Origin of the sequence: Parasalinivibrio latis (assembly GCF_036825535.1) — a bacterium.
Lineage (GTDB): Bacteria > Pseudomonadota > Gammaproteobacteria > Enterobacterales > Vibrionaceae > Parasalinivibrio > Parasalinivibrio latis.
Map to the genome: position 1 here is coordinate 1,715,617 of NZ_CP098813.1, position 20,610 is coordinate 1,736,226.

A 20,610-nucleotide genomic window follows, 5' to 3' on the forward strand; every position below is an offset into this window, starting at 1 on the left:
GGGAGTAGATGAGCTACATTCCTTCGTGTGCAGCCATGGTTCACAAGCTTGTACCAACGGGACTACACTTACGCCCACTCATAAAATTCGTCACAATTCACCAAGTAAAAAATGCGTGGTAATGTCCATAAAAACACTCACCATATATGTCTGATTGATATTAAAATCACTGACATGGTCAACAAGCCGTTAAGCATTTGAGGGAAATTCGTTTGTTGAAGAAAATGGATTTGTATCAATGAAAGAGTGGCATAAGGAACGGCTGTGGTATCAGGAAGCCAACTTCAAACGTTTTGGCATAAACATAGGCGTTCGTATGGTCGTTATACGCCTTAACGACAACCGCCTTTTTATCCACTCCCCTATCGAACTCACTGAAACGGTCAAAACGGAAATAGATCGATTAGGCCAAATCTCTGCTGTAGTAACGCCAAATGCACACCATCATTTGTTTCTCGGGGACTGGTGGCGCAGATACCCCAATGCGCTTTTTTTCGCTCCTCCTGCATTGGAAAATAAGCGTACTGACATTAATTTTGATGGAGCTTTGGGAGGCCGCCACACCCCCGACATCTGGAAAAACGAAATCTATCAAACCCGGTTGCTGGGCTCGGATTCACTGGGTGAAGTCGTGTTCTGCGATCCCCTAAGTGAAACCTTGATTCTTGGAGACAGTCTAGCGTGGCTGAATGGCCCTGGTTTGGGTGCCATCGTTGCCGGACTGGCATCCGGTTGCTATTTCCAGCCGTCAGTCCCTTGTCAGGTAAAGAGACTTTTCAACGACCCAGTAAGGCTTCGCCAATCTCTGTCGGAAATACTCACTTGGCCATTTAACCGCGTTATTACCAGCCACGGTACTCCCGTGGCCGATAACGGTAAGGCAATTTTTGCCGATGCTTACCGTTGGGCCTTTCAGCTCTGACGGCAACTAACTTACTGGAAAATATTGAATTGCCATTTTCGTTTCGATAAACCCCGTTATAATGACCCGGATTTTTTCATTTGGCTGGTTATATATGAAGAACAATTTATTCACCTTTTTCAAAGGGATAGCAATGGGTGCTGCAGATGTGGTCCCAGGCGTTTCCGGCGGCACCATCGCATTTATCACGGGGATCTATGACACGCTTCTGGAAAGCCTGCGCCGAATCAACCCGTCCCTTATTGGGATAATCCGCAAACAAGGATTTTCTGCAGCCTGCAAACATATAAACCTGACATTCTTAGTCAGTCTTCTTGCCGGTATCCTCACCAGTATTTTCACACTGGCGAAAGGCATTTCGTGGATGCTGACGACTCACCCCATTATCATCTGGTCATTTTTCTTCGGACTTATCATCATTTCCATCGTCCATATGCTTAAGCAAGTAACCAGATGGAATCTTGTCGATATCGTGACCATGCTTGCCGGCATCGGTTTCGCCTATTTTATTACCGTTGCCAATCCCCTCACACTTGCGGCTGATCTGCCCACTGTTTTTATAGCCGGGTCTATCGCAATTTGTGCAATGATTCTTCCGGGAATATCAGGCAGCTTTATATTGCTTCTATTGGGTCTCTATACACCAATACTGGGGGCTGTTAAAAGCTTCGACGTCGTCGTTCTCGTGACTTTCGCAGCTGGCGCCCTGATTGGCATTCTGAGCTTTTCCCACTTATTGTCCTGGTTGTTGGCAATGCACCGGAACCCTACGATTACGTTTCTCACCGGCCTGATGATTGGAACACTGGGGAAAATATGGCCGTGGAAAGAAACCCTCTCCTGGCGTATTAACTCACACGGGGAACAGGTTCCCTTAGTGGAACGCAATTTGATGCCTTGGAATTTTGAACACATCGTGGGTCAACCCCCACACATCTGGATGGCCATTGTAGCCATGGTTCTAGGCGTTCTCTCTGTATGGGCTTTAGAGCGTTTTGCAAACAATCATCGATAATTCATTTGGTTACTCCCCGGCTTAGGCCGGGGCCTTCATCATTTTTTAATCTTCCCCTCAGTTTTACTGGAATTACCGTGTTACCATCTTGCGGATTTTGTTTCGCTTTGGTGAGTAATAATGCGTCAGCTTATTTCCAAATATGGGCCGGTTATTGTTGGTCTGGGTTTATTTACTGGTGGATTTTTCGGCTACGACGCACTGCAAAGCATTAGAGCCGGTGGCTTGGATGTCCCTAAAAATGCATGTGTACTGAATGAAAAAACATGCAGTAATGACCTTTTTTCAGCCGCCTTGTCATCTTCTGACGTCAGCCCATTAATCCCGGTCAATCTTGTCGTTGAAACCCACCAGGCAATGCCATTTGATACGCTGGATGTGGTGCTTGAAGGTATCGAGATGAACATGGGGATATATAAACTGAAGCTGAATAAAATGCCAGCCGGGCATTTTGAAGGTATTGTTCAGCTCCCAGTATGTCGCGAGGACGTTATGACTTGGAGAGGTTGGATAAAAACCTCTGACAACATCGACAAAATGGCAATCGAAATAAGGGCGGAGAAATGAAAAAACTGGGAATAGTTTTTGTTGTGGCACTCCTCGCTGGTTTTGGAGTTCGTTTTGGCTGGGAAAATCTGAATCAGTCGGAAATTAACAGTCCTGATATTGGTGTGCTCCAAACTGCTAATGGCACACTAAATCTATTTGACGGCAATGACCCCAGAACTCGAATTGTTTACTTTGGCTATACCCACTGTCCTGATGTTTGCCCAACGTCATTGGCAATTTTATCTGCCGCGCTAAAAAAAATACCAGAAACTGAACTGGATAACTTCTGGCCAGTGTTTATCTCCCTTGACCCTGCCAGAGACGATGGTAATCAATCTGATACTTACGCCGGGTATTTTCATCCCACAATGAGTGGCGCCTCCGGAACAGAAGAACAGACCGCAGCGCTGGCCAAGAAATATGGCGTACTCTACCAGATTTCGAAACTTGAAGACTCAGAACTCGAATACGCCGTCGACCACAGTTCTTATTTCTATTTTTTAAATCCGCAAGGCGAGTTGGTTGAAAAGGTTCCACATACCCTAAACCCGGATTTGGTTGTCGCAGCCATTAAGCGAACCCTTTCACAAAAACAATGAGCACATTTTTTCCGTGGATGTGTTACATCACACGTTTACGCAAACGTGACACATATCACATAAATCAGATTTCGCCTGTTATTTAATGAGTTAACGTTAGTCTGTTTGCAATAAATTGACACTAAGTTTTTAAATTGCGAACGATACTAAGCTAAAATTGTGGTTCAATTACCGCATTGGGTATTTAAGCGTTTCAGCAATTTTGCTACTCAAATTTTCTGAAACGAAAACAAAGGCTGTACGGCTCTTAAGCTGTCCATCCTAATCAATAGCAGCAGAAATAATAAGGAATGAGGTTGCTCATGAAAATTCGTCCACTCGTAATCGCAGCTCTGGCATCTGGTTTTCTGGTAACTGGTTGTGCTAACAACACTCAACTGGAGCAAAGCGTTTCATCTCTGTCAGACAAGGTTGACCAACTGTCTGCACAAGTTGCTGATCTGAAGGGCGGTGTTGCTGATGCTAAAGCATCTTCTGACATGGCTTATCAAGAAGCACAACGTGCTAATGAGCGTATCGACAACATGGCTCAGTCTTACACCAAGTAATGGTTGTAAACGCTTTCTGCTGAGCAATCTCAGCAAAAAAAAAGAGCAACTTACGTTGCTCTTTTTTTATTCTTTCGCCACTTCCGGAACTACGCCAACCTCAGTGGGCAACCCAGACTGTACTGCTAATGCTGCAGAATAACGTGCACGATTTATATCATTTTGTTCCAACCAGCTAGTCAGCTTTTCATCTGGCGCAGTTAACAGTCTTTCGTGAGTCTGTTCCTCATTCTGGGACAGTGGACGATGAACTTCTACATAAAGTGAACCATCGGGTTCAAAACTGTATTTAACCGGTTCGTTGATGACTCTGACCTTTTCTTTAAGGGGTACCTGTTGGAATAGCCATTCTATATCAGATGGTCGCATTCTAATGCATCCGGAACTTACCCGCATGCCAACACCAAAAGACTTGTTTGTACCGTGAATAAGGTAGTCACCATGCCCGAAAGCCAAACGCATTGCATAGTCCCCCAACGGGTTATTGGGGCCTGCCGGTACAACTTCAGGAAGGACGATATTTTTCTTTTCGAGGTACTCTTTGCGGATACTTGCAGGAGGTGTCCAGGTTGGGTGCTCACGCTTTTGGCTTATGTAGGTCTCCATCGCCGGTGTTTCACGCCCGATACGCCCAATACCTATCGGGAATATATGAACCACACCTTTCTCGAGCTCAAAAAAGTAGAGACGCAATTCGGCAAGGTTAATCACAATTCCGTCGTATTTAACATCCGGTAAGATGATTTCAGTGGGTAAATCAACAAAAGTACCCGGATCAGGCAAATAAGGGTCAACTCCACGGTTAGCAGCCATCAGAGCCAGAAAGCCCACATCATAGGATTTGGCGATTTTCTCCAGATGTTCACCTTTGAGCACTTGGTGAACCTGTGGACGCCCCACTATTCTGCTGCCATCTTCAGGAATCTTGTAAGTTGCAGCGTGAAGTGAAGCGGACGCAAACGCGCCTGCCACAACAATGTACCGAACTAACTTCTTAATACTTTGCATCTTTCACATCTTAAAAATAGACTCTTAGGCCCGCTTTCCCTTCAAGGCGAAAGTCGGAGTCCTCTTGTATGTACCAGGTAGTTCCACCCTCAGCAAAAAACTCCATATTTCCGGTGCCCAGCGGGATACTCAATCCTCCACCTGCCTGAGGGCCCCATTTGTAATGGTCATCATCTCTCCAAGTGCCACCAGCATACACATAAAACAAATCAAATTCAGGGCGACCAGTAATCTGACCGAGATTCCAGACGCCATCAACTGATAATAGTAATTCACTAATCCCAACCGAAGCACGGATATTGCCTGACTGGTAACTTGCACCGGCTGCCGGGGTGCCAATAAATACTGAAGCTGATTGCTCTGATGCGGCAGCTGGCATCGACATCATTGAAAGAAGACCGAGTATTACTAATTTTTTTTTCATTCACATACCCCGGAGGTAACGCACTTAGCCAAACTAACTGCGATACTACTTATAACGAAACCCAAATACCACTAACAGGATTGAAAGAAAAAGGTTCTGTTGCAGGTCATTGTTTAGAGGAAAGCTAATTCCATCAGGGGTATATAAAAGATGCTGATAAAACAACGAAAAAGGTCCAGCCTTTCAGAGGCTCAACTTACCGATGAAAAAGTGTACAAATCACGGCGTAACATTATCAAGGCATTAGGCCTTGCTTCTCTTTCTGCCCCTTTATCTGCATCAGCGGGACTCTTTGATGTATTTTCATCCGAAAGCGAAGAAACCGAAGGTTTCATAGATAACAGAAAAGCCCTCCAGGCAAAAAGCAATCCATCCTACCAACCTGATATCATCAAGACCCCTGAAGAAAAGGTGCTCACCTATAACAATTTCTACGAATTTGGCACCGACAAAGGAGCTCCTTTTAAGAACGCCCAGAATTTCAGATTCGAACCCTGGACGCTTGAAATAGGCGGATTGGTTAACAAACCATTCAAGATGAGCTACGACGATCTCCTTAAAAGTTTCCCTCTGGAAGACAGGCTTTACCGTTTTCGGTGCGTTGAAGCATGGTCGATGAATATACCCTGGGTGGGCTTTCCACTTGCGGCCTTAATAAGAAAAGCCGACCCATTGGGCAGCGCACGTTATGTCGCATTCGAAACCCTTCATGACCCAGAACAGATGCCCGGTCAAAAGAATCCATATGTAGGCGGAGGGATTGACTATCCGTACGTTGAAGGTCTCCGCCTGGATGAGGCATTAAACCCCCTCACACTAATGTCCGTGGGATTATATGGAAAAACGTTAGCGCCACAAAATGGTGCCCCTATTCGCCTTGTTGTGCCGTGGAAGTACGGATTTAAGAGTATTAAGTCAATCGTTAAAGTCCATCTGCTGGAAGCGCAACCGGCGACGACTTGGAACTTGCTGGCATCCCATGAATACGGGTTTTACGCTAATGTAAACCCTGAGGTTGACCATCCCAGATGGAGCCAGGGCTCCGAGCGCTTTATTGGTGAAGGGGGTTTGTTCTCTTCACGGAGAAAAGACACGTTATTGTTTAATGGATATGCAGAAGAAGTCGGCGACATCTATCGCGGAATGGATCTCAAGGTGCATTACTGATGGTTAAAATAACACCCGGGCGGATCCTATGGATAAAAGGCATCATTCATTTCATCAGTACTGCTTTCTTCCTACAGTTGTTATGGCTGGTATTTAACAACGGCTTTGGTGCTGACCCAGTTAAAGGTATCGAACACTTCACTGGCAAGGCAGCCCTTAATTCGTTGTTAGTTACTCTTTGCATCACCCCTTTGGTGAGAACCTTCAGGCTGAGTATGCTGGTACGCGTACGTCGCTTGCTGGGTCTATACAGCTTTTCGTGGGCATTCCTCCATTTAGCCGTCTATACGGGTCTGGACCTCAATTTTGACTGGCAACTTTTAGCAGAAGAAATAATAAACAGACCTTATTTATTGTTTGGTGCCGCCTCTTGGTTGATCTTGTTTTGCCTGGCCGTTACATCGTTGCAGAGCATTCAGAGGAAACTGGGAAAGTACTGGCAAAAGCTCCATAACCTCATTTATCCGGCGCTGGTCATGGTCCTTTTTCACTATGTCTGGTCAGTAAAATCCGGATTGATTGAACCATCCCTTTATTTCACCGTAAGCTTGGCATTGCTTGCTTACCGTTGGAAAAACTTTAAGCGTATGTTCTCATTTCGCATAAAATCGCGCGTTTTATAACCGTAAACGCGCAGCACGTCACGAATCCTCCCTCAAACAACCGTATTCCATCTATAAAACAGTGGCTATTTGGCTCATTATGGGCATACTTTTTAGCAATCACTTTGTAAATCATCATTTTGGAGCGTAGAGGTTTTGTTCGACGAGATTATTTCTCTGAGCCTTCGCCAATTCCAGGAAGATTGCCGGCAGCTTTCTGAGTACCACTACCCTACTGTCCATAACCGGGGCATGCGCGAAAACCATCTTGGAAAAGCATTATCACGACGCATCGTAGCCACTCTTGCTTCCAAGCAAATTGACGCGCTTTTCTCCCAGCTCGAAGACAATGATCCAAACAGTTGCCCTTTTTTTAAAATAACCGGTGAAGATTTTGTCATTTGGCTGGTTACCCATCGAATGCTAAGCGGAAACAAAGGCTGCCGCCGCGCTGTAATTGAAGACATATCCATGTTGTGTGAAAAAGCCCGGGAGTATTCAGACCGACCAAATCAGCTTATTCTTACAGTGGCTGATCACTGGATGGATAAAACGTCATCCAGCCGGAGTCTTCCCTTCTGGTGGCTGGGACACATGCCGATACACCAGGCTGACTTCCTCTCCCAGGGAATCAGGTTAAACCATGATGATACAAGCCTAAATGAAACGCTTTCGGTCTATCCAGAGCTTATCAATGGTAAGTTTCGGACGTATCATCCCCTCACACGTAAACAGGATTCAGTTCCTCTCTACAAGTACATTCTGATGACAGCCCAGTTTTCCTTAAACTGGGATTAATTTCAGTTCTCCATGTTCAGAGTCAGTTAAATGGAATTTTCTGCATCCCAGAGTGATCTGGCATTACGCCATGCACCTATCGCTACGTTATTTTTCCGTTATGCAGTACCAACCATTGCTGCGATGCTGGTGACCGGTATATACGTTGCAGTAGATGGTATGTTCGTCGGCCATATATTGGGTGAGGAGGGTCTTGCATCAATCATGGTCGGCTACCCTCTCGCTTCTATCCTTTACGCTACCGGCAATCTGGTTGGGATGGGTGCTGCAGCACTTGTATCCATGGCGCTTGGCCAAAATAATGTCAAAGCAGCCAGAGTATATGTGGGCAACGCCGTCAGCTACAGTTTGCTCCTGTCAGTGATCACAGGCCTAGCCGGGTACTGTCTTCATGTCCCGGTACTTAAAGCTCTTGGTGCTTCAGGAAATATTCTTTATCAAGCAAGTGAATACCTCTCCCTATATTTTGTGTTAGGCGGATTTGCTGTGGTCACCATGGCACTGTCCCCTTTGGTACGAAACGATGGCAAGCCTAATTTGGTTACTGCAATTATGATACTGGGAGGACTACTCAATATTGTACTCGATTGGTTATTCATGGTTGCCATTCCATGGGGCCTCAGAGGTGCTGCACTGGCAACCATGCTTTCCCAGGCTGTAACCGCCCTGCTGTGTCTGAAACACTTCCTGTCTGGTGAAAGCAGGCTGAAACTATCCCTCGACACCCTGGTGTTGCAAGGCCGGAATATTGTTGAAATAACCCGGTTAGGATTTTCAAGCTTCCTCATGTATCTCTACCTCACGGTAGTTCTAACACTCCACAATGCATTTTTCCTTGCTATAGGAACACCACTTCACGTGGCAGCATATGCCGTTGTTTCTTATTCAGAGGCATTTTTCTATCTCATTTTCGAAGGTATCGCTCTGGGTATGCAGCCAATAACCAGTTTTAATTCAGGCGCAGGGGAAACATTGCGGGTACGCGCTGCCAGAAACACAGCTCTGTCTGTTACTCTGCTGTTTGCTTTACTGTCTGTTGTGGTTATCTACAGTTTTCCAGAATTTATAATCTGGGCGTTTTCCGGGGACAACGAGATACTCAGACCTGTCGCCCTTCATGGCATCCAACTCTATTTTTGGGGATTGCCTATGGAGGGGTTATTGCTTGTGGGTGCGGTTTATTTCCAGTCCATAGGCCAAGCAAGCGCAGCAAGTATCCTTACCGGTGGAAAGCTGATTCTCATTGGTGCGGTTATGTACATTCTGTCAGTTTGGTTTGGAACAGACGGGGTATGGCTGGCTTTGCCTGTAACGAGTACTTTCCTGGCAACGTGGATGATTTTCCATCTTTACAGACTGTCAAAAATGTATCACTAGTCAAACATGTATTATGTGTTATAAGCTGTTATTGTCGTACAATATTAGCTCGTTATACATTCAGCGAAACTGCTTAAACATCACCAAGTGTAAAAGGATTTATCTTGGCATTACATATATTGGGAATACTGTTCCCCGTGTTTGCATGCGTTGTTCTTGGGTACATCATCGGGCGATGCCTGAAACCAGACATGCAAACAGTAAATAAAATTAACTTTGATGCTTTCTTGCCTTGCCTGGTGTTCGCATCGCTCTCCACCATGCCTCTTAACACTGCGAAAATCCCACTTATTGTTGCCGTAATTATCGCGATAATAGTTCCCGGGGTTCTAATGTGGCTGGCTTGCAAACCCCTCAGTGTTTCCTATAAGGAATGGGTTCCCCCGCAAATGTTTCGAAACAGCGGCAATCTGGCCATTCCTCTTTTTGGCTTCACCTTTGGGGACAGTGCTCTGGAGGCTGCCGTTTTGATTTTCGTTATATCCAGTGCCATACATATCATCACGGCTCCGCTGGTTCTCCATGGCAATTTCAAGGCATCGCTGAAGGAGTTGGCAAAAATGCCGGTGATGATAGCGGCAGTGGCAGCGCTAACTATAAATTTAACGGGTTTCCCGTTGTGGCAGCCGATACATGAAGCAGCAAAGCTGATGGGAAACGCATCGGTCCCCATCATGCTTGTATCGCTTGGGGTTCAACTAACATCTACTAACAGAAAAAGTATCCCTGTAGGTTTAAGCGCATCCTTTATCAGCCTGATAACCGGAGCATTGGCATTCATCATCATTTACCTGGCTGTGCCTTTGACAACCAGGGAGCTACAAATGATGGTGATCTACTGCATGCTGCCTCCGGCTGTAATGAACTACCTGTATGCAGAAAAGTACAGTGTCGCCCCATTCAACGTTGCAGCAATGGTGTTAGTCGGCAATTTTATTTCTATTTTCACCCTGCCGCTGTTGCTGCTTTTCGCATTTTCACTGGGTTAACGCTGGCTGCTTATCAGTTTCAGTTTCATGGTATAGCGACCTCTGATCTTAGAACCCGTAACTTGTTGTAAGGCCAGTCAACCATTGCTGGAAACATTATTTTGCGCTGGAAGCACTTTCTTGTGGCGGCTTAGGTATATTCGGCTTGTACCAAACGTTCTGGAAATCGAACCACCCCACGCCATTAACAGAGAGGTTCTGTAAATGGCTGTCAGGAATGAGCCCCAGCCATGTATGGCAAAGCGGAATCAAACAGCCTTGCTCGACCAGTTCAGCCCCTATCTCCATCGCCGGGAATTCAATGTCTGCCTTTCCTCTCCACCATTCGATCCTTTTGGACAGCGTCTGGCTTTCAGGAGTAGTCAGGGCGCGCTCCACAAAACCCTGGTCGTAGAGCCAGGCCAGCAAGCTTTCTGAGCGCTTATAACCAAGGCTCATCCCGGACAACCAAAAATCAATTTTCTTTTCGTGCTTGCCGGTCATGAAATCCGGGTAATCAAGCTCCACCAACTCAACCTCAACGGCATCGTTTTTCAGAAGTTGTACCACAGCATCAGCAATCACTCTGTGAAACGGGTTGTCCGACTGGACAGCCATGGTGACATACGTGGGAGCCGGTGACTCAACTTCCTCGCATTCACCGCTGTGCATCCAGCCCGGTAACAGTCCATAGGCGTTTGCAATACGATATTGCCCGGTTCCTTTGATCATGGCCTCACGTACAACAGCTGATGAACTGAGACGTGAACGAAAATAATCCGACCAGCGTTTATCCTTGCCGATACCCCACTGTTTGTTTACCAGCAAGAATGCACAACCTTCGTCCATTGTCATTCGCTGGGTCCGGGGTTGAGTGGAATCCTGTTTTACGGTGGCGGCGTTTTGGGGCTCAAGCATCAACGCAGGGTTTGCACGTACATGTCTCATCTTTTCATCGGCCAACGCCCAAATCTCCACCCGGTCAGTCAAAGCCCGGTAGCCAAAATAGGTATCGTTGGCTTCAAGGATCAGCTTCTGTTCATCATTATGGGAAACCTTGTAAGGCCCGGTTCCAACAGGATACTGAGAAAATGTCGACGATCCGGCTGATGTGTGGGGGATGATTAATGCTTGAACTGACGTCAGTAGAACCGGGAAGTGGAAATCATCCGTGTTGAGCTCAAAATCAATGGTGTTGGGTGCCACACAGATAATACGATCAATATGACGGAGGAGAGATCCCCGGCGCAACCCTTCAAAAGTGTAAATGACATCACTGGAATCCAGGAGCTTTCCATCATGGAACCGGACTGCTGGACGTAAATAAAAACGCCACCTTTGTGGCGAGATCATTTCCCAGCTATGCGCCAAATCACCTTCCAGTTCTTCAGTCATCTCGTTCAGTTTTACCAGCCCGTTGAATATCTGCCGGACAAGGTGACATTCAGACCGCCTCAGTGGCTTGGTAGGGTTGAGTGTTGGAAAGCTGCGGTAATAAGGAAGGCGAATAACTTGTTTACCGTCCAGGGTTGTCGCCCCTAACAATTCTTCAACCAACCTCGCCAGCTGAGAGACATCGTTGTTAAGGGATGTAAGTGCGTCCTCAAGTTTGCCGTCAAGTATCAGCTCGCGAACGCGATCATTCCTTAATTGTGACTCAGATCGGGTGAAAGCGAGCAGGGAAAGCTTCCCTCGGCCAATAGATGGTGTCCAGGTCAGCCAACCCTGTTCTTCCATTTTCCCAAGTACCATCCGCGCATTACGCCGGGTGCAACAAAGAACGTCGGAAATTTCCTGGAGTGTGGTTTCTGCCCTTTTACCTTCGAACTGCTGGTAAAGTTTCCCGAACTGTGACTGTAAACGCTTACCGCTCATTTTTTATCGCCTGGATTTGAGTAACCACTAATCTTATCTTACACGTTATTGATATCACAGCAGGTTTATCTTTCACGCCGTCAATAACACAGCTCATTTTATTCCCTGAGTACATGTATGTAACCCATCCCATATTCACAGCGCACAGTAATCAAATTTTTCCTGGGAATATTCGATTTTTTCTCTCTATTTGGCTTCAATTAGATAGTAATGTATCTAAAACAACACGATAGTTTTATAAACGTAAATGCTAATGTACAACAAGAATTAAGACATAGCATTTCCCCACAAACCGGCTTTAAAGAGTTAAACATACACATGCTGGAAAAAGTCAGTATTGAGCACGTCACAATTGGGATGTACATCGAGCAAATTCAGGCTAACAACACCAGAACCAAAATGAAAAAACCTGGATTTATTCGGCGTTCAGAGACCATCGACAGTCTTAAACGAAAAGGCGTTGAATTTGTCTGGATAAACAGTGAAGCCATCGATCAAGACATCAAGGTTGAGCATGGAGCAGCTGCAGCTAACGAATCACATACAGAATCGAAGCCACCTTCCGGCCACTCAATCAATGTTAAAGACATATCCATTGCGGAGCAGTTAGTCGAAATATCGAAAAAGCGTATCCAGAAGCTGCTTGATGACATTTACTCTAACCAACCTATCGATATTCAGCCAATTTCTGATTTGGGTTCAGATATTGTTGATAATATTTTCAACCGGCCTGAAGCGGTGCACTGGGTATCAGCCATAAGAAATAAAAGTGATTACCTGATGGAGCATTCACTTAATGTATCCATTCATTTAGTTAATTTCGGACGTTACTTAGGGTTCGACCAACAGACTTTGCAAGACCTTGCAATAGGTGGAATAGTTCACGACGTGGGTAAGATCTTGGTGAAAGATGAGGTGCTTAACAAGCCCGGCAAACTGACGCCAGAAGAGTTTGACCATATGAAACTCCATCAAGTGTTTTCACAACCTGTTCTTGAGAGTATCGAAGGTCTTCCTGAAATAAGCCGTATGGTCAGTTTGATGCACCATGAAAAACTGGATGGAACCGGCTATCCCAATGGGCTCAAAGGTGATGATCTGCCCCTTGTTGGCCGTATGAGTTGTATCGTAGACATCTACGATGCTCTCACTGCCGAGCGCTGCTACAAGGTTGCAATGTCTCCCTCTGAAGCGTTTAAGATCATGATGTCACTGACACCGTTCCATCTTGATAAAGATCTCCTGAAAAAATTCATTATGTGTGTAGGGTTTTACCCGATTGGCAGCTTGGTGGAACTTTCAAACGGGAAAATAGGCTTTATTTGGGAAAGTGATTCCGCTGACTTAACAACCCCCGTCGTGAAAACATTTTTTTCTGCACGGGAACAGAGCTACCGAAAAGTTGAGTACATCTGCCTAAAAAAACGGCGGGACATTAAAATTGTCCGTTCTGTTTCGGAAAGCAAGATAGGGGTAGATTTCTCAAAGTTCCGCAGTGTTTCGACGTAGCATATAGGAAAGCATGTTCCCTGCCTTTTCATAGTTCACAAAAAGTTACTGGATATTGGCTGCCGTTTTCCTATAATCCGCAGCCAAACCAATCCCATCTCCTACAGGAGCTTCAACATGAAAGTATGTGGCGTGGAAATACTCCATACTCAGGTAAACATCTGTCTGCTTACAGGCGAGAACGGTCTTTTTGACATTCCTGACTGTCGCACGCGAATGATTACTGTTAAAAATCCACACGATACTGAAGAACTCCGTAAGTTCCAGCGCACCATGGCAAAGTTGGCAGAAGACTATAAGGTTGAAAAGTTTGCCATTCGTTCACGCCCAACCAAAGGTAAATTCGCTGGTACGGCGGAAAGCTTTAAACTTGAAGCGGCACTTCAGCTGATCAGCGAGGTTAACGTTGAAGTCGTAGACTCTCAGGCTGTTCAAACTGCGGTTAAGAAAACCATGCCTAAGCTGGACCTGAAAACCATTGGCCTGAAGAAATTTCAACAATCTGCGTTGGAAACGGCCTTTGCTGCACTTGCCTGATTTGTACTGATTTCAATGCCGGGATCTGATCTCCCGGCATCTCCTCACTTCTCCTTTGCCAAGCTATCAGGCTCTTTTTCAAACTATATTTGTGTGATATATTTCGCCATTGAATTGCAACGCAGTGTAATCATATGAAATACAACTTATCTCTGCTTGACCCGGAAACAAAATTCGACATTGAACTGGATAAACAAGCTTCATTTGCCGTTTGGAAAGTGAAGCATGGCCTTGCTCCCGTCGAATCTCTCTCCCAAGCACGGGATGGGTTTCAGGACCCCCGCCATAAGTCGGTCTTTGATGAGAGCGTAACCAAGTATCGCTCTGTTATGAGTATCTAACTCACCTAATTCACTGAACATTCAGTGTATTAATCTTCTGAGTTCACGTGAATTCGGAATGGCTTTTTATTTTCTTTTTCCAGAGGTTCAAGATTCCCATGCGCTTGATTGGTTTGGTGTTGCTCCTTATTTCGAACACTGTTCTGGCCAGGACGCCTTCAATCGCCTTCTACTACGGACAAATTGACTCCGTAAGGGAATTGCTCACCTACGACAGGGTCGTTTTGCCGCCTGACGCTATTACTTCGCGACAACTTTCCATGCTGCATGATGGGGGCGTTAAAGTTTTTGCTTACCTGAGTGTTGGGGAATACGAGGGAGGAACACTTCCGGACAATCTTCTGGAAGCGCAAAAGCACACCAATACTGGCTGGAACAGCAAGGTGATGGACCTTACCTCTCAACAGTGGCAAAAGTTCCTGGCGAACCGGGCTTCAGACTATGCCAAAAGACACTTCGACGGACTTTTTCTGGACACTTTGGACAGCTACTCATCTTGGGCAACACAAAATATGTTGCTCGAGCAGGAGAAAGCGCTGGTCACCACGATAGGGAAAATAAAATCAGTCAGTGGTAACAAACCACTTATCCTCAACCGGGGTTTTAACGTTGTCCCTAAACTTGGGTTCAAACCCTATGCGGTTGCGGCGGAGTCGCTTTACCATGGTTACAATGCCAATACCGGAAAATATTACACTGTCTCTGAATCCGATACGGCATGGCTGGTAAACAAGCTTAACGGAATAAAAAAACTGGGATCCGAAGTCATTGCCATCGATTATATCCCAGCATCTGAACGTAAAAATCAGGTTTCTGATGCTAAACGCATCCTTAAGCTTGGGTACACCCCCTATGTCAGTGACGGTCTGCTAAACCAGTTTGGCGTTAGCACAGTAACCCCGGTTGCCCGCCGTGTTCTGGGGTTTTACGACAGTCGCTACAGCACAATGACCACATCTTCGTGTCACCGGATGTTGGCAACAGCCATCGAGTACCAGGGTTACATTCCGGAATGCCGTGATGTTCGTGCACTTGACTTCACTCATCTCGACAATACCCGTTACGCATCGTCAGCACTGTGGCTTGACGCCCGTACCTATAACGAGGTGCCAAAGCTCGTAGAATGGATTGACCGTTCAGTGGGTGAACTTCCCTTGGTTTTTTTCTACGATTTGCCTTCCAACGGCGAAATCCTTGAAAAGCTGGGTATTAGCCGTAGCAAAGAGTTAACCGGCACATTAAAAGTCATTGAAGGCAAAAAGCGTTTAGAGGGTCACTACCCTCTTCCCTCCGCAGCTTTTGACCCTTTGACTGCATATCAGGTCACCACGCCCGGAGCTAAAGTACTCATTCAAGTCTCTGACAGCACCGGTAACAAAAGCGACCTGATGTTTAAAACATCGTGGGGTGGCGCTGTACTGGCCCCGTTGCCTGTCCTGACGCTGGCTAACGGCAAAGAGGCGTGGCTTATCGACCCATTCAAAACAATCGATGCGCTGATGCCTTTACCTGTTATACCGGCACCCGACGTCACCACAGAGTCCGGCCGCAGGATCTTTACATCCCATATCGATGGAGATGGTTTTCCGTCTAAAGCCTGGATGCCAGGAAAGCCTTACTCTGCAGAGCCTATTCTTGAAGGCGTACTGAAGAAATACAATGTTCCCCACACCGTTTCAGTGATAGAAGGTGAAGTGGGCCCAGACGGGATGTACCCCAAAGAAAGCCCTGCAATGGAAGCTATTGCACGCAAGATGTTTGCCCTGCCAAATGTCGAAATCGCTTCTCACACATTCAGCCACCCTTTTTTCTGGGACGACCGGATAAAAGCCAAAGATAAACAGTATGGCGACTCCTTGCCGATACCGGGATATAAACTGGATTACACCCGGGAGATAGATGGCACAGTTAATTACATAAACAAAGAACTGGCACCAAAAGGAAAAAAGGTTGTCATATTGCTGTGGTCAGGAACAGCAGACCCAATTGAAAGTATGGTACGCAGGGTTTCCAACCTTGGCTTACTCAACGTCAACGGGGGTAATACCTATGTGGTCAAAGGTGACGACAGTCTGACACAAGTCTCACCAACCATTGCCTGGTACCCTTCTGCAGTTCAGGTGTATGCGCCGGTAATCAATGAAAACCTGTATACCAACCTCTGGACGGAACACCATGATGGGTTTGGCCGGGCAAAAGAAACATTCGAGCTGCTTGGCGAGCCACGCCGTCTGAAGCCTGTATCCATCTATTACCACATGTATTCCGGCGTATATCCGACATCGCTTCACGCACTCCAAAGCCTGTATGACTGGTCGGCCAAACAACCGCTAATCCCTCTCCACCTGAGCGACTATGCCAGAAGGGCGCGTAGACTTTACACCGTAGGTATCGGCCAGGATCTCGACGGAAAATGGGTAATCCACTCGGCCGGGGTTACAAACATCCGTCTTCCTGACACACTTGGATACCCTACACGGGCTTCAAAAGGTATAGCCGGCTGGTCCAAAGGCCCGGATGGAAACTATATTCAACTCAGCCACCCGCAGGCAAAGTTGTCATTAACTCAAAAAGAAGAAAAATACCCACGCTTGGACAATGCGATGGGCATGACAGAGAAATGGGATCACAAGGACAAAAATATCCATTTCTCATTCAAAAGCTATGTGCCGTTTTCTATGACCCTGAAAAATGCTAACCAATGCAAATTGGTATCAAACAAGCCACTAAAGCGAAAAGTACTGAATAAGCAAACTGTCGTTTATTCGTCAGCGGCTTCCGGGGTTTTCTCCGGAACACTCTCCTGCCGATAAGGGACAGACAGATGCAGCATCCAATCCCGAAAGCAACGGGGGAACGTCGCTCACGCGAAAAACACGTTCACCTTGTCAACAAACGCACCCTGGTTTCATTGACCATAGTGTCAATGTCAGCGCTATGGTTGGTTGCCCCCAGCAAAAGCAAGCTGATGAACCTTATCGAAAAGTCAGACTCACCGGAGGTGACTTCAGCCTTCCTGCGTCCTTTGTATGACAAGAACAAAGAAGACCCGGAAGTGATGCGTGAATTGGCCGAAAGCTATTTTGCAATGGGTGATTACGATAAGTCACTGGCCGTTCTGCATAAGATGCTTGAGCAAGATAAAAGCAATGACAAAGAAAAAACCTATGCTTTGTACGCAAAAGCGCTGATTCAGAAGGCCAACCTTAACGCACCGGGCTCTGAAACAGCCAGGAAAAAGCTGGCAGAATACCTGATCGCCGCATCACCTTCTTCACCTGCTTTTGCCAGGGAACTTGCCGATTTTTCTTTGCAACTTGGTATGCCTGCCCGCGCTTTATCATTATTACTGCCATACCAAAACACGGCTATCACTTCACCGGAAGAAATCAAGCAACTGGCGCTGCAAAGTGGCAACTACCGCCAGGCAATCAGCATGGAGCATCACTCTTACAACGCTGACCCAAGTCTCGCTAATCTCAAAAACCTTCTTTCAGTCTACATAAAAGCGAACGAATCAAAAGCCGGTCTGGCCTGGGTTGATTCCCACATTGCATCAATGCAATTGAATACCCCGACACTGAATGAGTTGGTCTATTTCGCCCACCAATCCGGTGAAGGTAATGCCATTTTCCGGTTCAGTTCGCTCAGAGCTGATCACTTCCCGGAATACACAAACCTCCTGGACGCGGCAAAATGGGCTCGAGCAACCGGCCATCATGCCCTCGCTGAACGCTACTTTGAGGACGCCCTTTCAAAGAAAAAGGAAAGAAGCACGGTCAAAGCACTGCATCAACTTTATTCGTGGCAAGGAGACATACCGGGTGCCCTGAAAATGAGCAAAGCACTAATGCAGATGTCGCCGACTTCTGAGGAGCTGCACCAGGGTATAAAGGAGGCTCAGGCCGTCTCCGACCTGCCGGCAGAAAGCCAGTTTTACCAGGCTCTCGCCCACAAAAATGAACTTAAGCATCAGGAATACCATGCCTGGATCGACTCGACTGAAAAAGCGTTTGGAACCGGTGAAGCAATTAAAGAAGTTTCTGATTTTCCAGAGTCAAGGCACAACCCAGTTCTTATTAGCCACCTTGCTCGCCTTTACGGATATCAAAGCCAGTGGGATGAAGTCGCGAAACTGTGGCCTGAAGCCATTAAAAGCGGCAACCCAACTCACGCAGAAAGATTACGTTATGCAGATGCTTTTATCGGCACAATGAACCCGGCTGGCGCACTAAGCGCATTAACCGAAAAAACAGACTGGCAAGTTGCATCACCAGACTACTTGAACATGGTCTCAGAGCTGGCCTGGGAGACTGGAAACAGGGATTTGGCCGAACAAAGCCAGGACGCATTGTTACGGCGTAACGATACGGTAGTCAACACCTACCGGTACATGCGTACCCATAGCCCGGTCAATTTCAAGAAATTAGAAGACTACATCAAGCTTTACCGGCGCTCAGGTAACCTCGATGTGTTATTACAAATTGCAGAAGAGGCAAGAACGCAGGGAAACACAGAAGCATTTGACCGGTTGCTGAAAATTGCTATGGACAGCGGTAAAGAAACTTACCGCCTGATATACCTGGAAGCACTGGCTGATATCGACAATGGTAGACAGTTTCAGGCCAAAGTAAAATTAAAGCAGGTTCTGGCTGACAACCCGGTGTACGCGCCCGCCATTTCGGTATACATCTGGCAGGCCATTCTGTCAGGCGACCACAATCTTACCCAGGCTCTTTACGATAAATACAGTAAAAGCCTGGGTGACAATGATTCACTATGGCCGGTATTTGCCGGTGCGGCAGAATACCTAGGTTACACCGACGCAGCTGCTGCCTGGTTCGGAAAACTCCTGAAAGTTGAGCCAAACAGTGCAGAACTGCTGCTTGCCTACGCCAATTTGAAAGAGAAAAGTGGCGACAGTGACATGGCCTATCGTCTCCGCCTCTATGTCGCCAGCAAATTGACTGACAAACTGTTTGCCCTGCCTGACGGTCACGTTACCTACCGGTCTCTGGTATCCCTTTTTGCCGGAGCAGACCTCGCTGAAGAAATGACAAAGGACGCACTTCTCGATAAAGCAACCAGAGCGAGCGTTGCCCAATTAATCGGTTTCATCTCCCAAACCGGATCTGAATACCAGGTGCAACAAACATCGGCACAGTTTGACCGTCTGGGTTTCGCACCGGATACCGCTGAGCGGCTTTCTCTCGCGATCTCCTCTCATGACAAGCCCCTGGTGAAGTCACTTCTCAAACAGGTAGCGGGTCTGAGCCCTTCCGTCGAAATTGGGGGTTATCAGTCAATCGGGGAATCCGAGGAAGCGTGGAATTCCGGTCAAAGAAATCTTGGCGCAACACCTTACCCTCAGTTGAACCAGGATATTCTCAAAGCATACGCTACCCTGCATCCCTATTTTGTCGAAGCGGTGAAAACCCGGTACAGCACCCGTACTGATTGGAACCAACAAGTTTTCGACTTTGAGTACTTTACACCATCAGAACGACTGGATCTCGGAGATACAAATAACTGGTACTGGAGCATGTCACAGCAGCATACTGCGCCGATGGCAAGCCTCAACAACAAGAAACTACCAGACCAAACTTCGTTTTCAGGTAAGTTCAGTTGGAACACGACAAACTTGAATGCGTCTGTGGGTCTTTCCGCCACCACCGGAATCGGTGACACCCTGTTTGGCGTAACCGGGGATGCAGATTTCACAATTACTCCCGCGGTCTCCCTTTCTATTGATGCGGGTATCGGAGAGAAATCTGATTCCAGCAAACTGTTATCCGTGGCAGGAAAACAAAATCACATTCAATTGGGGTTAGGCCTGCATCCAACCAACCGGGAAAGCCTGTCACTTTCAACTCAAGTGAAACAGTACCAGACCCGTTTTGGCGATGATATTGGTACCGAATACAGCCTGTCCGCTACCGCATCAGAGCAGTTGTTTGCAGCAAACCCAGCCTGGCAGATCTATGGTTCATTTACTCGCCAAACCGTTGACTACAACAAAGGTACACCAGACGGCTTTAACCAATGGCTTAACAGTCCTGCCGGGGTAATTGGCAATTCAGCTTTTATCAGTGATGCCTACCAACGTATCGCAATTGGTCAACGCCTCGAAAACGGTGTACCCGGCCTGCCAGGGGCGACCGTCCCTGCCCCAAGGTACTGGCTTGACACATCTGTTGGTTATAACCCTTTGGAAAAGAAAACCGATTTTACATTGAGTGCCGGTATCGGTATGCCGATTTTCGGCAGTGATGAATTGTCAATGACATCTGATTGGCAGACCACAGACCGTTCCGGTGGGGCGTCACTGGGTTTATCTGTAGGTTACTCATTTAACTTCTGATTCTTCAAAT

The 20,610-nt window shown here is 46.7% G+C and carries 18 protein-coding genes; 15 read left to right on the top strand and 3 right to left on the bottom strand.

Features of this window, described 5'->3' with window-relative positions:
• Positions 1-238 precede the first annotated feature (238 nt).
• From NF212_RS24710 to NF212_RS24730, 5 genes are all read left to right on the top strand, one after another.
• Complete coding sequence (locus NF212_RS24710) at positions 239-922, top strand: DUF4336 domain-containing protein (protein WP_434361645.1); 684 nt, start codon at positions 239-241, stop codon at positions 920-922.
• Positions 923-1,016: 94 nt separating this feature from the next.
• Positions 1,017-1,937: a DUF368 domain-containing protein gene (locus NF212_RS24715; RefSeq protein ID WP_434361646.1), complete on the top strand. Its 921-nt coding sequence runs from the start codon at positions 1,017-1,019 to the stop codon at positions 1,935-1,937.
• 120 nt (positions 1,938-2,057) lie between these two features.
• Positions 2,058-2,504 carry a hypothetical protein gene (locus NF212_RS24720; protein WP_434361647.1) on the top strand — a complete coding sequence of 149 codons (447 nt, stop codon included), beginning with the start codon at positions 2,058-2,060 and terminating at the stop codon, positions 2,502-2,504.
• A complete protein-coding gene (locus tag NF212_RS24725; RefSeq protein ID WP_434361648.1) occupies positions 2,501-3,085 on the top strand; it encodes an SCO family protein in 585 nt (194 codons plus the stop codon). Before NF212_RS24720 ends, NF212_RS24725 begins: the two co-directional genes overlap by 4 nt.
• Before the next feature lie 302 nt (positions 3,086-3,387).
• Complete coding sequence (locus NF212_RS24730; RefSeq protein WP_434361649.1) at positions 3,388-3,633, top strand: Lpp/OprI family alanine-zipper lipoprotein; 246 nt, start codon at positions 3,388-3,390, stop codon at positions 3,631-3,633.
• 66 nt (positions 3,634-3,699) lie between these two features.
• Here the strand turns inward: NF212_RS24730 and NF212_RS24735 are convergent, their stop codons facing one another.
• Both NF212_RS24735 and NF212_RS24740 read right to left on the bottom strand, forming a co-directional pair.
• Complete coding sequence (locus NF212_RS24735) at positions 3,700-4,641, bottom strand: L,D-transpeptidase family protein (protein ID WP_434361650.1); 942 nt, start codon at positions 4,639-4,641, stop codon at positions 3,700-3,702.
• Positions 4,642-4,651: 10 nt separating this feature from the next.
• Positions 4,652-5,065 carry a hypothetical protein gene (locus NF212_RS24740; protein ID WP_434361651.1) on the bottom strand — a complete coding sequence of 138 codons (414 nt, stop codon included), beginning with the start codon at positions 5,063-5,065 and terminating at the stop codon, positions 4,652-4,654.
• Positions 5,066-5,215: 150 nt separating this feature from the next.
• Between NF212_RS24740 and msrP the strand changes: the two genes are divergently transcribed.
• The 5 genes from msrP (at position 5,216) to NF212_RS24765 (ending at position 9,998) form a co-directional block, all read left to right on the top strand.
• Positions 5,216-6,232, top strand: a complete 1,017-nt coding sequence (gene msrP, locus NF212_RS24745; protein WP_434361653.1) for a protein-methionine-sulfoxide reductase catalytic subunit MsrP — start codon at positions 5,216-5,218, stop codon at positions 6,230-6,232.
• Positions 6,232-6,855: a protein-methionine-sulfoxide reductase heme-binding subunit MsrQ gene (gene msrQ, locus NF212_RS24750; RefSeq protein WP_434361654.1), complete on the top strand. Its 624-nt coding sequence runs from the start codon at positions 6,232-6,234 to the stop codon at positions 6,853-6,855. Before msrP ends, msrQ begins: the two co-directional genes overlap by 1 nt.
• Positions 6,856-6,990: 135 nt before the next feature.
• Positions 6,991-7,632, top strand: coding sequence for a hypothetical protein (locus tag NF212_RS24755; protein ID WP_434361655.1), 642 nt, complete (start codon positions 6,991-6,993; stop codon positions 7,630-7,632).
• A gap of 30 nt (positions 7,633-7,662) precedes the next feature.
• On the top strand, positions 7,663-9,009 hold the full coding sequence (locus tag NF212_RS24760) for an MATE family efflux transporter (RefSeq protein WP_434361657.1): 1,347 nt from the start codon (positions 7,663-7,665) through the stop codon (positions 9,007-9,009).
• 104 nt (positions 9,010-9,113) lie between these two features.
• On the top strand, positions 9,114-9,998 hold the full coding sequence (locus NF212_RS24765) for an AEC family transporter (RefSeq protein WP_434361659.1): 885 nt from the start codon (positions 9,114-9,116) through the stop codon (positions 9,996-9,998).
• A 96-nt stretch (positions 9,999-10,094) separates the two neighbouring features.
• Here the strand turns inward: NF212_RS24765 and NF212_RS24770 are convergent, their stop codons facing one another.
• Positions 10,095-11,852, bottom strand: coding sequence for an SgrR family transcriptional regulator (locus NF212_RS24770; RefSeq protein WP_434361660.1), 1,758 nt, complete (start codon positions 11,850-11,852; stop codon positions 10,095-10,097).
• A gap of 210 nt (positions 11,853-12,062) precedes the next feature.
• On the opposite strand from NF212_RS24770, the gene NF212_RS24775 reads away from it, so the two are divergent.
• From NF212_RS24775 to NF212_RS24795, 5 genes are all read left to right on the top strand, one after another.
• Positions 12,063-13,361, top strand: coding sequence for an HD-GYP domain-containing protein (locus NF212_RS24775; protein WP_434361661.1), 1,299 nt, complete (start codon positions 12,063-12,065; stop codon positions 13,359-13,361).
• A gap of 117 nt (positions 13,362-13,478) precedes the next feature.
• Positions 13,479-13,898, top strand: coding sequence for a DUF3010 family protein (locus NF212_RS24780; RefSeq protein ID WP_434361662.1), 420 nt, complete (start codon positions 13,479-13,481; stop codon positions 13,896-13,898).
• 134 nt (positions 13,899-14,032) lie between these two features.
• Entirely contained in the window at positions 14,033-14,239 is a 207-nt protein-coding gene (locus tag NF212_RS24785) for a DUF3283 family protein (RefSeq protein ID WP_434361663.1), read from the top strand.
• A 98-nt stretch (positions 14,240-14,337) separates the two neighbouring features.
• Positions 14,338-17,052: an endo alpha-1,4 polygalactosaminidase gene (locus tag NF212_RS24790; RefSeq protein WP_434361665.1), complete on the top strand. Its 2,715-nt coding sequence runs from the start codon at positions 14,338-14,340 to the stop codon at positions 17,050-17,052.
• An 11-nt stretch (positions 17,053-17,063) separates the two neighbouring features.
• Positions 17,064-20,600 (top strand): tetratricopeptide repeat protein, encoded by a 3,537-nt coding sequence (locus NF212_RS24795; protein ID WP_434361667.1) that lies wholly within the window; start codon positions 17,064-17,066, stop codon positions 20,598-20,600.
• The last annotated feature ends 10 nt before the right edge of the window (positions 20,601-20,610 follow it).

What these genes read in the sequence shown, in the direction of transcription:
- NF212_RS24735 (WP_434361650.1), bottom strand. Translation starts at nt 4,641, where the DNA reads ATGCAAAGTATTAAGAAGTTAGTTCGGTACATTGTTGTGGCAGGCGCG.
- NF212_RS24740 (WP_434361651.1), bottom strand. Translation starts at nt 5,065, where the DNA reads ATGAAAAAAAAATTAGTAATACTCGGTCTTCTTTCAATGATGTCGATG.
- NF212_RS24780 (WP_434361662.1), top strand. Translation starts at nt 13,479, where the DNA reads ATGAAAGTATGTGGCGTGGAAATACTCCATACTCAGGTAAACATCTGT.
- NF212_RS24715 (WP_434361646.1), top strand. Translation starts at nt 1,017, where the DNA reads ATGAAGAACAATTTATTCACCTTTTTCAAAGGGATAGCAATGGGTGCT.
- NF212_RS24720 (WP_434361647.1), top strand. Translation starts at nt 2,058, where the DNA reads ATGCGTCAGCTTATTTCCAAATATGGGCCGGTTATTGTTGGTCTGGGT.
- NF212_RS24790 (WP_434361665.1), top strand. Translation starts at nt 14,338, where the DNA reads ATGCGCTTGATTGGTTTGGTGTTGCTCCTTATTTCGAACACTGTTCTG.
- msrP (WP_434361653.1), top strand. Translation starts at nt 5,216, where the DNA reads ATGCTGATAAAACAACGAAAAAGGTCCAGCCTTTCAGAGGCTCAACTT.
- NF212_RS24775 (WP_434361661.1), top strand. Translation starts at nt 12,063, where the DNA reads ATGTATCTAAAACAACACGATAGTTTTATAAACGTAAATGCTAATGTA.
- NF212_RS24785 (WP_434361663.1), top strand. Translation starts at nt 14,033, where the DNA reads ATGAAATACAACTTATCTCTGCTTGACCCGGAAACAAAATTCGACATT.
- NF212_RS24770 (WP_434361660.1), bottom strand. Translation starts at nt 11,852, where the DNA reads ATGAGCGGTAAGCGTTTACAGTCACAGTTCGGGAAACTTTACCAGCAG.
- NF212_RS24710 (WP_434361645.1), top strand. Translation starts at nt 239, where the DNA reads ATGAAAGAGTGGCATAAGGAACGGCTGTGGTATCAGGAAGCCAACTTC.
- NF212_RS24725 (WP_434361648.1), top strand. Translation starts at nt 2,501, where the DNA reads ATGAAAAAACTGGGAATAGTTTTTGTTGTGGCACTCCTCGCTGGTTTT.
- NF212_RS24760 (WP_434361657.1), top strand. Translation starts at nt 7,663, where the DNA reads ATGGAATTTTCTGCATCCCAGAGTGATCTGGCATTACGCCATGCACCT.
- NF212_RS24795 (WP_434361667.1), top strand. Translation starts at nt 17,064, where the DNA reads ATGCAGCATCCAATCCCGAAAGCAACGGGGGAACGTCGCTCACGCGAA.
- msrQ (WP_434361654.1), top strand. Translation starts at nt 6,232, where the DNA reads ATGGTTAAAATAACACCCGGGCGGATCCTATGGATAAAAGGCATCATT.
- NF212_RS24730 (WP_434361649.1), top strand. Translation starts at nt 3,388, where the DNA reads ATGAAAATTCGTCCACTCGTAATCGCAGCTCTGGCATCTGGTTTTCTG.